We start from the raw sequence: 13,527 nt of genomic DNA on the forward strand, positions 1-13,527 counted from the left end.
AGGTTGTTAGAACAACCCGGATAATTTTAATTTGAATGCTCGCAGCCTTGCGCTAAAGAAAGATCTACCAACGCGCACATGGACCTCGAGCGCTTCAATTGCCCTGAGCTTTAGCTCGGGGTATTTAATGGATATAAATTGGGCTTTAGCCCTTTAAAAGAAGGCTGTTAGAACAACACAGAATTTGGACGCAAGATTAAGCCTCTCGGCAAATGATTACACAATCATCCCTGCCGCTACTGTTTCATTTGTTCCTTCATCAATCAAAATAACACTTCCGGTGATTCTGTTCTTACGGTAACTGTCGAAAGATAACGGCTGGGCTGTGCGTATCTTGACGCGGGCGATTTCGTTCATGGTGAGATGGTCGACGTTTTCGATGCGTTGTAGGGAACTGATGTCCAGCTTATATTGAATTTCTTTTAATACCCCACGGACTTCTTTAGTATTGTGGCGCACATACAATTTTGTATTCAGGTTCACCGGACGTTGATTCATCCAGCATAACATCAGATCAATGTCTTGTTCAGTCTGCGGATGGTTATTCGGTTTAGCAATGATGTCGCCGCGGCTGATATCAATCTCGTCTTCCAATGTCATGGTAACAGACATCGGCGCAAACGCTTCGTCCAACAATTTTCCGCCTAACTCAATGGTCTTAATCTTGGAAGTAAAACCTGATGGCAACACCATGATTTCTTCTCCCGGCCGGAAGATACCGCCCCCTATCCTTCCTGCATAGCCTCTGAAATCAGGATACTCTTTGGACTGCGGACGAATAACATATTGCACTGGAAAACGGCTGTCAATATGATTGTAATCGCTTTCGATATGGACAGTCTCCAGCATGTGCATTAAGGTTGCACCGTCATACCATGGCATGTTTTCTGAACGATTTACAACATTGTCGCCTACCAATGCGCTGATTGGCACAAATTGAATATCCGAGACCTCCAGCTTGGATGAAAAAGCTTTATAATCTTCTACGATTTTGTCAAAAACTTCTTCGCTATAATTAACCAGGTCCATTTTATTCACACACACAATAACGTGCGGGATCTTTAACAAAGAAGCGATGAACGAGTGGCGATGCGTTTGCTCTACCAGTCCCTTGCGTGCGTCAATTAAGATTAACGCGAGGTTAGCGGTTGAAGCGCCTGTCACCATGTTTCGTGTATATTGAATATGCCCAGGTGTGTCAGCAATAATGAACTTGCGCTTGGGGGTTGCAAAGTAACGGTAGGCAACATCGATCGTGATCCCTTGTTCACGTTCGGACTTCAGCCCATCCGTTAATAAGGAGAGGTCGACATAATCAAAACCTTTTTTGGCACTCGATGCTTCAACAGCCTCAAGTTGGTCTTCAAAAATAGATTTACTATCGTACAACAAACGGCCGATGAGTGTACTCTTTCCATCGTCAACGCTACCGGCGGTTGTGAAGCGGAGTAATTGATTATTAATGTACATTGGCTGGGTGTTTGAGTGTTTATGTGTTTGGGTGTTTATGTTAGGGACACTGCAAGTTTGTAAGCCGACGCGTTGTTAACACTTCATTCCCCTTCACATCAACAGTTTTATTTTTCGTATTTTTTAATTCTGATTTCAATTTCAAATCTGTCCGACTAAAAATAACCGGACTTCTTCCTGTCTTCCATGGCTGTTTCAGAGCGTTTATCATCGGCCCGTGTACCTCTTTCGGTTTTACGGGAGGCTGCTACTTCTTCAATAATTTTTTCCAGTGTATCGGCGGTTGATTCGACGGCGCCTGTGATCGGCATATCGCCGCACGTGCGGAAGCGTACTATCTTTCTCGTTGGGGTCTCACCTGGTTTTAGTTTAAGCCATGGAGAGGTGGACAAGATTGCATTATCACGAACGATGACTTCACGTTCGTGTGAGAAGTACAATTTAGGAATCGGAATTTGTTCGGTGTAAATATATTGCCAAACATCCATTTCAGTCCAGTTGGAAATCGGAAACACGCGAAAATGTTCACCCATGTGTTTACGTCCATTAAATAAATTCCATAACTCGGGGCGTTGGTTCTTCGGATCCCACTGACCGAACTCATCACGGTGTGAAAAGAATCTTTCTTTTGCACGCGCCTTTTCTTCATCGCGCCGTGCACCACCCATGGCCGCATCAAACTTATATTTTTCGATCGTGTCCAGTAGGGTCACCGTTTGAAGCGCATTTCGGCTGGCATTCCATCCTGTTTCTTCTTTCACACGACCTTTATCGATGCTTTCCTGTACAGAGCCAACGATTAATTTTACGCCGAGCTCGTTCACCAGCCAGTCACGGTATTCCATCGTCTCCGGGAAGTTATGTCCGGTGTCGATGTGGACCAAAGGAAAAGGAATTCGTGCGGGATAAAATGCCTTTCTCGATAAGTAAGCCAGCACAATCGAATCTTTTCCACCTGAAAATAACAAAGCAGGCTTCTCAAACTGCGCCACCACTTCGCGAATCACAAATATCGCTTCCGATTCTAATTCTTTTAAATGACTTAAATAATATTGGCTCATGTTTAAATTTTCAGCTACATTCAATTTTGTCATACGTTCTTCAACAAGTTTATTGGTTTTACCGTGGACTAATTCTCGGTAAAACAAACTCCATTAACTTTCCAATCGATTCATCAACACTCAAGCTTCCCGTCGGGATAACCACATCGGCATGCGTTGGAGCTTCATAAGGCGAATCGATTCCCGTGAAATTTTTCACCTCACCCGCACGGGCTTTTTTATACAATCCTTTTACGTCGCGTTGTTCGCATACTTCAATGGGAGCGTCAACAAACACTTCGATATAATTTTCTGAACCTACAATTTTTTTTACCTGGTCCCGGTCAGCCTGAAAAGGTGAAATAAAAGCTGAAAGGACAATGACACCAGCGTCGAGCAAAAGTTTAGACACCTCTCCTATCCTGCGAATGTTTTCAATCCTGGCTTCATCGGTGAATGACAAATCTTTATTCAGTCCTGCGCGAATGTTATCGCCGTCCAGCAAATACGTTTTATATCCAAGATTATGGAGTTGGGCTTCTAGTTGAACAGCAAGTGTCGATTTTCCGGACCCGGATAATCCTGTGAACCATATCAACGTAGCATGTTGATTCATCAACTGCTCACGTTGCTGCTTACTCACTTTTGTTTTAATGGGATATATATTATTCACGGGCGTCAATTACAATGTTAGGGATGATGGTTGAGACCGCTTAAATACTTAAGTACAGCGAACCAAAATATGCGAGACTCATAGTTTAAAGCCTGAACAATTTGCGGGGATAAGGCCGACCGTTTATGCTGCATATTCAATAGAAATCTATAAATCCACCAAACCACTAGATTATTGGGATGCAAAGGTAGAATTTATGGATAAATGTACAACTAAGGAATGTCGCGGCGGCGATTAAGAATGTAGAATTTACCCTCGCCATTTGCGTCGTGCGAACCTGGCTTGGGACTAAGCAACAATTTGGGTTTTAAATAAATAGGATTCGTAGGTCGCTTCAATCGTTTGATGTGATCTGCTGGTTGGCTCATGAGATCAACATGCAGCCGTCAAAGAAACTTTAGACTCAATTTCCAATAAGTATGAATCATCCCTAAAAATTCCGCCATCTCGTCCAACGGAATCATGTTCGGTCCGTCGCTTAAGGCTTTTTTAGGATTAGGGTGAGTTTCAATGAAGAAACCGTCAACCCCAGCAGCTGCTGCGGCGCGGGCCAAAAACGGTGCAAATTCACGTTGTCCGCCAGAAGATCCACCCATGCCGCCCGGTTGTTGAACCGAATGGGTTACGTCAAAGATGACAGGAGAATATTGGCGCATGATCGGCAAAGAACGCATGTCGACCACCAGGTTATGGTAACCAAAGCTTGCTCCGCGTTCTGTTAAGAACACTTTGTCGTTTCCTTCTCCTTTAACTTTGTCAACGGCATATTTCATGTCCTCAGGAGCCATAAACTGTCCTTTCTTAACCTTGACAGCTTTGCCAGTGCGTGCGGCAGCTTTTAATAAATCGGTCTGACGACACAAGAATGCCGGTATCTGCAAAACATCTACTACCGTTGCTACTTCGGCGCATTGATAGGATTCATGTACGTCGGTCACGATAGGAACATTAAGATCCTTTTTTACGCGTGAGAGAATTTCGAGGCCGTCTTCAATGGAAGGTCCGCGATAAGAACCCGATGAAGTTCGGTTAGCTTTATCAAACGAAGATTTGAAAACATAGTCAATGCCGAGGGCTTCACACAACGTTTTTACTTTCGTTCCAGTCTCGATGCAAATGTCATAACTCTCAGCTGCACAAGGCCCGGCAAACAACACCATCCGGTCGCCACCGAGAATGATGTTATCTGTGATCTGTACTTTATCTGTATATTTTTCCATTTCGTTATGTAGTTAAGTCTGGAAGGGCACACCTCGCAAAAAACGTTATCGCTCCTGCTTATGAACACCGTTTCGATGCTTACACCTTCCTTCTTCGCTCCGCTTCAAGCATTGCTTCAAATTTGTCCTGCGCAGCCAATACCAGGTCGCCAACCTCGCGCAGTACTCCCTCGCCCCCTTTCGCGGTTGTTGTGAGGTCAGTTCTTTCTTTTATATATTCAAAGGTATCCGCAGGACAAATGCTAAAACCTGCCAATTCAAAAACACAAAGATCATTGATATCATCACCGATAAAGGCAACTTCTTTCAACTTAAGGCTATAGTGATTAGCCAGTTTCTCAAACGTTGCAGCTTTGTCAACAATGCCCTGATGACAAAAATCGAGCTTCAATTCTGCACAACGTTTCTGGGTTACACCGGAATCACGCCCTGAAATAGCGCCTACGACAATTCCGGCTTTTTTCAGATGACTGATAATGTAACCATCTTTGACACTGAAGTTCTTGATTTCTTTACCGGTTTCATCATAGATGATTTTTCCATCGCTGAGCACCCCATCGATATCAAAAAAGATGGCTCTGATATTCCTGGCCTTCTTTATCTGACCCTTTGAATATTGTGAAAGAATGATCTTCAACTGATTTACGTTATATTTCTACAAATATTACCGGCCGAAAATAATAAAAGGTTTTTACTTTATACCGGATTTAAGGTTTGAGGCATGCAATTGGAATTTTAGACGCGGTTAAAGCGGGAAATTCCTGGCCTGAATGCGATCAATAGTGTAAGAATTCTTGGCATTAACGTCAAGATGACAAACCTCAAGCCTTAAACTTTGAACCTCGGACTACAACATGCGTATCAAATTCTTTTTTTCTTTAGCCATAACGTTATTATTAATATATCTGCTGGACAATCGTTGGGTTGTCGGTGATACGCCTGTTCCAGCGATCGGAAGATTTTTAGATCCTTTCCATGGGTTTTGGCAGAATATAGAATCAAGAACACCGCAGGGCTTCAATGCAGTAAATCTTCCACACATTAAGGACAAAGTCAAAATTGTATTTGATAGTCTCGACATACCCCACATTTTCGCAAACAATGACGAAGACTTGTATTATGCACAGGGTTATGTCACGGCCATGCATCGTTTATGGCAAATGGAATTTCAAACCCACGCCGCCGCCGGCAGAGTCTCGGAGATAACGGGTGCAGGGAAAGACAGCGTCATTTTAAACTATGATCGAGGGCAACGCAGGCAAGGCATGACCTATGCGGCGGAAAATGCGCTGGAGGCATTGAACGATGACAAGACAGCAAGAATGATGATCAGGCAATACACGGCTGGTGTAAATGCTTATATTAAATCGCTGGAATATAAAAACCTTCCGTTTGAATATAAGCTGTTGAATTACGATCCGGAACCGTGGACACCACTGAAAAGTGCATTGCTTTTAAAATCGATGGCACAAACGCTTAACATGGGTGACAAAGATATCGAGATGACCAACGCCCTTAAACTGTATGGAAAAAACATCGTCGATTTGCTCTATCCAGACCGTGATATCCAGGAGGATCCAATTGTTAGCAAACCAGAAAACTGGAAATTCAAACCGGTACTTTCGGACAGTATTCCAATGGCTATTCCGGAAGAGCTGGTTAAAATAAGCAATAAAATTCCACAACAGGATCCTACCACCGGCAGCAACAACTGGGCTGTGAGTGGCAGTAAAACTAAATCAGGATCTCCGATATTGTGTGGAGATCCGCACCTGAACTTAAACCTGCCGTCGCTTTGGTATGTGGTGCAATTAAATGCCCCGGGAATAAATTGCATGGGTGCGTCGCTGCCAGGTACCCCAACCGTTATCATCGGCTTTAACGATTCGATCGCATGGAGTGTTACCAATGCCCAGCGCGACCTCGTAGATTGGTTCAAGATTACTTTCCAGGATCAGAAAAAAGAAAAATATTTGCTGGACGGTAATTGGGTGGATTCAAGAAAGGTGATTGAAGCATTTCGAGTACGCGATCAGCATGTCTTTTACGATACGGTGGTCTACACCCAATGGGGACCGGTGACGTATGATGAGCGTTTTAATGCAGAAAATAACTTAAAGCACTATGCTTTCCGTTGGATCTCGCACGATGCTTCCAATGAATTCCTTACGTTTTATCAGCTGAACAGAGCCAGGAATCATACTGAATTCAGCGAGGCGCTAGACTCCTATGCGTCACCTGCGCAGAATTTTGTTTTCGCTTCAGCCTCTGGTGATATCGCCGTACGTGTCCAGGGAAGATACCCTGCGCGACGGAAAGACGAGGGGAAATTTGTATTAGACGGTAGCAAAAGTTTTAATGGGTGGCACGCTTATATTCCAAACGAACAAAATGTGATGGATAAAAATCCTACACGGGGATTTGTTAGCTCAGCCAATCAATATCCGGTGGATGATCAATATCCGTACTTTATAACGGCAACGCATTTTGAAAATTATCGTAACCGGAGGATCAACCAGGTACTCAGTGAACTATCTGCCATTACGCCCACTGATATGATGAAATTGCAGAATGATAATTACAACCTGCGGGCTGCTGAAAGTTTACCGTATTTTTTACAACACCTGGATACGACAGCATTCAGTGCGGAAGAAAAGAAGGCCTATCAGGTTCTAAAATCGTGGGATTACACTAACTCAAAAGAATCTATCGGTGCAAGTTACTATGAAGCCTGGTGGGGTAATTTTATGCCGCTTGTGTGGGATGAACTAAATCAGGAAAAAGTTTCTTTAAGCAGGCCTACTACCTTCAACACCATTAAACTTACCAAAGAAAAACCGGACTTGATTTTCTTTGACATTCAATCAACACCAGAAAAAGAGACAGCACCGGATGTCATTCGAAAGTCATTTAGCTTTGGCGTTGAAGATATCGAGGACTGGGTCGCGGAGCATACCGACAGTATGGCTACGGAGAAGACCGTACCCGCTTGGGCGGATTATAAAGATAGCTACCTCACCCATCTCTTGCGGTTGGAGCAGATGAACATACATATCAGGGCCGGTGGTGGCCGTGATATCGTCAATGCCCACTCACGTACGCACGGACCATCGTGGCGCATGATTGTTAGCCTGGAAAAGACAGGCCCGCGCGCCTGGGCTACGTATCCAGGGGGACAATCTGCAAATCCTGGAAGCAGTCACTATACCGACATGTTAGGCCGGTGGTTAGATGGCAAATATTTTCCTTTACATTTTTTAAAGACACCGGTAGAAGCAAAAGGTATTACCACGCGCACCTTTGAACTAAATCCTATTCAGCAATGAAGGACTACTCCACTTTGAATCTAACGTATCGCGGTGTTGTATCGATCGCGGATGACTATAACAACGACCCATCGCATAGGCACTTCATGTCTGCGCCTCAACGTCCCGCACTTCAACGACTCCCCGCATGAAATTCCTCCTCCAGATATTCGGTATTATCGTACTAGGACATATGTTCTCCATATTTTTACCGTGGTATTTTATCGCATTGGCCGCGTTTGTCATGGGCTACGGTTTAAAATCAAAGGCCAATTTTGTTGCGGGATTTCTCGGTGTCGCTATGCTTTGGGTTCTCAAGGCATGGCTGATGGATTCAGCGGGCAATTCTGATTTGACCGAACGCGTAGCAAGTATTTTTATGCTGAAGAACAAAGCGTTATTATTTATGGTGATGGGAGTTGTGGGTGGGCTGGTCGGAGGTTTTGGCGCGTTGACCGGGGCACTCTTGAAAAAAAATGTGGAGACGCGGAAAATATAAGTGCACATGGTGTTAGAGACGCAATGCGTGTGGAGACGCAATGCATTGCGTCTCTACGACATGTTTTTTAACAATTCCGCTTTTAACTTTTCCATGCCGGTAGATGCCTTCTCCGGAATTTTATGCAGGTAGGGTATGTGCGTTAAGGCAGGAATGTTTGGATCTACAACATATTTTGGGGATTCGAACGGGACGTAATCAATTAACCCTGCGGCTGGATACACGACCATCGACGTCCCAACAACAATAAAAATGTCGGCGCGTCGGGCATGTTCAGAAGCCACTCCCATAAGTGGAACCATCTCCCCGAACCAAACAATGTTCGGACGAAGCTGAGATCCTTCTTCGCACTTGTCACCAAATTTAAGTTCCCACCCATTAATTGGGTAAACCAGATTTTCGTTCTTCGTACTTCTGGATTCAAACAAACTTCCATGAAGATGGATTACGTTGGAAGATCCCGCGCGTTCATGCAGGTTATCAACATTCTGTGTGACGATTGTAACATCAAAATATTTCTCCAGTTCCGCGAGAATTTCATGACCTCTGTTCGGCATAACTTCGAGGGCACGTTTTCTCCGTTGATTATAAAACTCTAACACCAACTGCGGATTTTTCTCCCACCCTTCGGGCGTTGCCACTTCCATTACATCATAACCTTCCCACAAACCATCTGCATCACGAAAAGTTGGAATCCCACTTTCCGCGCTTATACCTGCCCCGGTGAGTACGGTTATTTTTTTCATAACGTTTGGTTACGCTGCCTTAGTCAGCATCAGGTAGCGTGTTAGTGCGTTTTTTTTTAACGGAATTGTCGTTACCTATGATGCACCGTCAATTGTCTTTTACACAATACTACCGTCCAGGCTAGACGCTTCTCCCTTGCATGACTTATTTCTTTTTCTTGGCAGGAGCCTTCTTCGCCGTCTTTTTCGCAACCTTCTTGGCAACTTTTGCCGGCTTTTTGGCAGCTGCTTTGGCAACCTCTTCCTTAACAGGTTCCTTTTTCTTTGCCGCACCAAAACGGCCGCGTTTTTCGGGAGCATTTTCTGCCAGCGTCAAACATTCCTCAAGTGTAAGGTCCTTCGGTTCTTTACCTTTAGGAATCTTAACGTTCTTCTTCCCTACTTTAATATACGGTCCAAATCGTCCGTTTAGAATTTGTACTTCAGGATTTTCATCAAACAGCTTAATCGTTTTGTTGGCGTCCGAAATACGTTTTGCCTGGATCAGTTCGATCGCACGCTCTGGCGTGATGTCATAAGGATCAATATCCTTGGGAATAGAGACGAATTTTTTATCGTGCAGCACATAAGGGCCGAACCTTCCGATATTGACAACCACCGGCTTCTCTTCAAACAGGCCGAGGTCGCGCGGCATTTTGAAAAGTTCAAGTGCATCTTCCAGGGAAATATTTTCTATGAACTGCCCTTGACGCAGACTGGCAAACTTTGGTTTCTCACCACCGCTATCGTCCGGGTTTTCTCCAATCTGCGCATACGCTCCAAATTTTCCCAGCTTGGCATAGACATTCTTACCGGTCTTCGGATCAACACCTAACTCTTTGGATTTACCTACTGAAGAGCGTTCAACTTTTTCTGTAGCAGATACTTTCTTATGGAAAGGCCGATAGAAATTGTCGATCATCTTCTTCCAGTTGAGTTTGCCGGATGCAATCTCGTCGAACTCTTGCTCTATTTCCGATGTGAAAGAAAAATCAGTGATATCAGGAAAATGTTCCACCAGAAAATCATTCACCACCATCGCGGTATTGGTAGGGAATAATTTATTCTTTTCCGCGCCGGTAATTTCAGTATCCTCTACGTTGGTGATGTTGTTTTCTTTCAAGGTAAGCACCTTGTATTTCCGTTCCACACCTTCCCTCGCTTCTTTTACAACATATCCCCTTTTCTGGATCGTTGTAATGGTAGGCGCATAAGTAGAAGGTCGTCCAATCCCTAGCTCTTCCAATTTCTTCACGAGACTTGCTTCCGTATATCGCGGCGGATGCCTTGAAAATATCTGACGGGCTACCAGTTCATCGAGAGACAAATTTTGTCCGATAGATAACGGCGGCAATACTTTGCTGTTTTCTTCCTCATCCTCATCATCACCGGATTCCATGTACACTTTTAAGAATCCTTCAAACTTCACTACCTCACCGGATGCAATCAACGTTTTGGGGTTTGTCGAAATGCCAATCGTTGCAGTGGTCTTTTCTAATTCAGCATCTGCCATTTGAGATGCAATGGCCCGTTTCCAGATGAGTTCGTACAACCGAAGCCCGTTCCGGTCCATACCCGGGTCCATCATGGAAAAATCGGTGGGTCTTATCGCTTCGTGAGCTTCCTGTGCTGAAGAAGATTTTGTTTTGAATTGACGCGGCTGAAAATATTCTTTACCAAAGGCTGCATAAACCTGGTTCTTAGCACCTTCCCGCGCTTCATCCGAAAGATTAACCGAGTCGGTACGCATGTAACTGATCTTCCCAGCTTCATAAAGTTTTTGCGCGACCATCATCGTCTGTATGACAGAGAATCCCAATTTACGCGCAGCTTCCTGTTGCAATGTTGAAGTTGTAAAAGGCGGCGCAGGACTACGCTTCGAGGGCCTTGTCTGCAGATCGGTGATCGTAAACTTCGCACCTTTACATGATTCTAAAAATTGATTGGCTTCCTCTTCCGTGTCAAACCGTTCGGGAAGTTCAGCTACTAAAGTTTTGCCATTACCAAGGTCGAAAAGCGCATTTACCTTAAATGACGACTTTGTTTTAAAATCACTGATTTCGCGTTCGCGGTCAACAATCAACCGTACGGCTACCGATTGTACACGGCCAGCAGATAAACCTGTTTTTATTTTCTTCCATAATATAGGAGACAGCTCGTATCCTACCAGCCGGTCCAAAACGCGTCGCGCCTGTTGTGCATTTACAAGATCGATATCAATGCCACGCGGACTTTGTAACGAGTTGAGGATAGCCTTCTTAGTGATTTCTGTAAACACGATGCGACGTGTCTTGGCATCGGTCAAGTCAAGCACCTCTTTTAAGTGCCAGGAAATTGCTTCTCCCTCACGGTCCTCGTCGCTTGCCAGATACACAGTTTGCGCATCGTCAGCAAGTTTTTTCAGTTTTGAAATTATGTCTTTCTTGTCAGGACTAACTTCGTAAGTGGGCTCAAAATTATTTTCAATATCGATTGCACCGCTTCCTTTCGGCAAATCGCGGATGTGGCCCATGCTTGATGCCACTTTAAATTCCTTCCCTAGATATCCTTCTATGGTCTTCGCTTTCGCAGGTGATTCAACTATTACTAAATTCTTTGACATTCTATTTTTTTATCGTTCAAGGGCACCAAATATCCGCAAATTTTTAAAAAATCAAATTTCGCTTCCGTCAGAGGGGTTAATTATCAGGTGCAAGCGAGTCTTTGTTTAATGCCATTTTAGCTCTTAAATCCACTTGTTTAGCAATTTTCTTATACAACATTAATCTTTTTACTTTACCTTAAGAATTTACTTTATAAACGTGATTTAATTTCAATTATGCCGAGATACTTGTATTTGGTGCGACATGCGGAAAGCAAAGAAAAACAAGTTGGTCAGGACGATTGCGACCGTCGACTTACTCCACGCGGAATGCGCGAAGCGCTTTTAATGGGTACTTATCTTTATAAAGAAAAGACTACACTGGATGTTATTATCTCAAGCACTGCCGAACGTGCAAAAGCAACGGCCGGGCTCATGGCCGACGGATTAAAACTTGATCCTAAAGACATTGTGTTTACGGACGAGCTATACGAGGCGTCAACGCGAACTTTCTTTCATTATATATCTGAGCTGGATGACACAAAAAAGAAAATCATGTGTGTTACGCATAATCCGTTCGTCTCATACGTCGCCGAGTATCTTACGAAAGAAGAAATTGGAGATATGGCACCAGGCTCTTTAGTTACTATTAAGTTCGACATCGCTTCGTGGAAAGAAATTGGTGAAGGCAATGGCGAGTTGGAAAACTATATTTATCCCGAAATGTTAAACGATAACTAGTTTTAACATTGTTTTGTGCATGACAAGATCCATGTACGACTGGGGCACGGCGCAGGGATTTTATTTTTTTACTTCTCTGTTATTCGTGCCTCTCTTGTAAGTGGACTTTGTTGAAACTGCACAACCTAAACCCTTATGCCATCCAAACAAGAAATCATCAACAGTTTCGATCCAAACGGTCCCGGAGTTGCCGGAAACTTATTTGGTTTGCCTTTTACTGAAGAACACGCCGAGATTGTAATTTTACCCTTGCCCTGGGAAATTACGGTTTCCTATGGCACGGGCACATCCGCCGGGCCTCAAGCTATTCTCAAAGCGTCATCGCAGGTTGATCTGTATGTAAAAGACATTCCCGACGCCTGGAAACTTGGCGTGTCCATGCTTCCCATTGCTGCTGAGTTAGCAACTGAAAGTAAAAAGTTGCGTGAGCTTGCTTCCATGCACATTGCACGGCTGGAGAAAGGCGAAGCTTTTGATCCCTCCGATCCATTATTAAAAACCATGAATGATGCCAGCGAAAATCTTAACATCTATGTTAAATCAACCACACAGAAATATCTCAAAGCTGGCAAACTGATCGGTCTTGTCGGAGGTGAACATAGTGTCCCGCTCGGATTTTTCCGCGCATTGAGTGAAACGTATGAGCGCTTTGGAATATTACAGATCGATGCGCATGCAGATCTCAGGAAAGCTTATGAAGGCTTTACATACTCACATGCCTCCATCATGTACAACGCTTTAAAGCTACCTGCCATCGGGCGGATCGTTCAAGTTGGTGTTCGTGATTATTGTGAAGAAGAATCGAATGTTATGCAACGGGCGATGGGCCGTGTTGTAACATACTTCGATGAGGACATTAAAGAAAAATTGTATGGAGGAAGAACCTGGGATGCGCTGTGTGATGAAATAATCGGACAGCTTCCAAAATATGTTTACATCAGTTTTGACATCGACGGCTTGGATCCGAAGCTCTGTCCTTGTACGGGAACACCCGTGCCAGGTGGATTAGAATTTTATCAAGCGATGCACCTGATCAAAAAGCTTGTTGAATCGAAACGGAAAATTATAGGTTTCGATCTTTGTGAAGTTTCACCAGGACGTGATGACTGGGATGCTAATGTCGGTGCACGGGTTCTATATCAACTCTGTAATTGGTGCGCCGTGTCACAAGGGAAGTTAAGTAAAGTCAGTTCGAAGTAACGTCAATATTACCAGCATCATATTGGAAAGCTCAAAACTTCCGGCAGCAATCACTATATTACCCGACTACCGA

At 44.0% G+C, this 13,527-nt stretch carries 11 protein-coding genes; 4 read left to right on the forward strand and 7 right to left on the reverse strand.

Annotated features, from left to right (window positions below):
- Positions 1 to 216 precede the first annotated feature (216 nt).
- From P2W71_RS22300 to P2W71_RS22320, 5 genes are all read right to left on the reverse strand, one after another.
- Positions 217 to 1,470 (reverse strand): GTP-binding protein, encoded by a 1,254-nt coding sequence (locus P2W71_RS22300; protein WP_276373614.1) that lies wholly within the window; start codon positions 1,468 to 1,470, stop codon positions 217 to 219.
- A 155-nt stretch (positions 1,471 to 1,625) separates the two neighbouring features.
- On the reverse strand, positions 1,626 to 2,564 hold the full coding sequence (gene cysD / locus P2W71_RS22305) for a sulfate adenylyltransferase subunit CysD (RefSeq protein ID WP_276373615.1): 939 nt from the start codon (positions 2,562 to 2,564) through the stop codon (positions 1,626 to 1,628).
- A 25-nt stretch (positions 2,565 to 2,589) separates the two neighbouring features.
- The gene (gene cysC, locus P2W71_RS22310; protein WP_276373616.1) at positions 2,590 to 3,183 is read right to left on the reverse strand and encodes an adenylyl-sulfate kinase; all 594 of its coding nucleotides are present in this window, start codon (positions 3,181 to 3,183) and stop codon (positions 2,590 to 2,592) included.
- 386 nt (positions 3,184 to 3,569) lie between these two features.
- Positions 3,570 to 4,403, reverse strand: a complete 834-nt coding sequence (gene kdsA, locus P2W71_RS22315) for a 3-deoxy-8-phosphooctulonate synthase (RefSeq protein ID WP_276373617.1) — start codon at positions 4,401 to 4,403, stop codon at positions 3,570 to 3,572.
- 79 nt (positions 4,404 to 4,482) lie between these two features.
- Positions 4,483 to 5,040 (reverse strand): HAD hydrolase family protein, encoded by a 558-nt coding sequence (locus P2W71_RS22320; RefSeq protein ID WP_276373618.1) that lies wholly within the window; start codon positions 5,038 to 5,040, stop codon positions 4,483 to 4,485.
- Between the two features lie 217 nt (positions 5,041 to 5,257).
- On the opposite strand from P2W71_RS22320, the gene P2W71_RS22325 reads away from it, so the two are divergent.
- Positions 5,258 to 7,729, forward strand: a complete 2,472-nt coding sequence (locus P2W71_RS22325) for a penicillin acylase family protein (RefSeq protein ID WP_276373619.1) — start codon at positions 5,258 to 5,260, stop codon at positions 7,727 to 7,729.
- Positions 7,730 to 7,856: 127 nt separating this feature from the next.
- On the forward strand, positions 7,857 to 8,207 hold the full coding sequence (locus P2W71_RS22330) for a hypothetical protein (RefSeq protein WP_276373620.1): 351 nt from the start codon (positions 7,857 to 7,859) through the stop codon (positions 8,205 to 8,207).
- A 53-nt stretch (positions 8,208 to 8,260) separates the two neighbouring features.
- Here P2W71_RS22330 and P2W71_RS22335 read toward each other — a convergent pair whose 3' ends face one another.
- A complete protein-coding gene (locus P2W71_RS22335) occupies positions 8,261 to 8,953 on the reverse strand; it encodes an NAD-dependent deacylase (RefSeq protein WP_276373621.1) in 693 nt (230 codons plus the stop codon).
- Positions 8,954 to 9,098: 145 nt separating this feature from the next.
- Positions 9,099 to 11,534 (reverse strand): type I DNA topoisomerase, encoded by a 2,436-nt coding sequence (gene topA, locus P2W71_RS22340; protein WP_276373622.1) that lies wholly within the window; start codon positions 11,532 to 11,534, stop codon positions 9,099 to 9,101.
- Between the two features lie 216 nt (positions 11,535 to 11,750).
- Between topA and P2W71_RS22345 the strand changes: the two genes are divergently transcribed.
- A complete protein-coding gene (locus P2W71_RS22345; RefSeq protein WP_276373623.1) occupies positions 11,751 to 12,254 on the forward strand; it encodes a histidine phosphatase family protein in 504 nt (167 codons plus the stop codon).
- Between the two features lie 135 nt (positions 12,255 to 12,389).
- Entirely contained in the window at positions 12,390 to 13,454 is a 1,065-nt protein-coding gene (locus P2W71_RS22350) for an agmatinase family protein (protein WP_276373624.1), read from the forward strand.
- Positions 13,455 to 13,527 lie beyond the last annotated feature (73 nt).

This window comes from Chryseolinea sp. H1M3-3, from assembly GCF_029360725.1.
In the GTDB taxonomy this organism is placed as follows: domain Bacteria; phylum Bacteroidota; class Bacteroidia; order Cytophagales; family Cyclobacteriaceae; genus Chryseolinea.

Excerpts from the sequence above, each read along its gene's own strand:
- cysD (WP_276373615.1), bottom strand. The coding sequence starts at position 2,564 with ATGACAAAATTGAATGTAGCTGAAAATTTAAACATGAGCCAATATTAT.
- P2W71_RS22345 (WP_276373623.1), top strand. The coding sequence starts at position 11,751 with ATGCCGAGATACTTGTATTTGGTGCGACATGCGGAAAGCAAAGAAAAA.
- P2W71_RS22330 (WP_276373620.1), top strand. The coding sequence starts at position 7,857 with ATGAAATTCCTCCTCCAGATATTCGGTATTATCGTACTAGGACATATG.
- kdsA (WP_276373617.1), bottom strand. The coding sequence starts at position 4,403 with ATGGAAAAATATACAGATAAAGTACAGATCACAGATAACATCATTCTC.
- P2W71_RS22350 (WP_276373624.1), top strand. The coding sequence starts at position 12,390 with ATGCCATCCAAACAAGAAATCATCAACAGTTTCGATCCAAACGGTCCC.
- topA (WP_276373622.1), bottom strand. The coding sequence starts at position 11,534 with ATGTCAAAGAATTTAGTAATAGTTGAATCACCTGCGAAAGCGAAGACC.
- P2W71_RS22335 (WP_276373621.1), bottom strand. The coding sequence starts at position 8,953 with ATGAAAAAAATAACCGTACTCACCGGGGCAGGTATAAGCGCGGAAAGT.
- P2W71_RS22300 (WP_276373614.1), bottom strand. The coding sequence starts at position 1,470 with ATGTACATTAATAATCAATTACTCCGCTTCACAACCGCCGGTAGCGTT.
- P2W71_RS22325 (WP_276373619.1), top strand. The coding sequence starts at position 5,258 with ATGCGTATCAAATTCTTTTTTTCTTTAGCCATAACGTTATTATTAATA.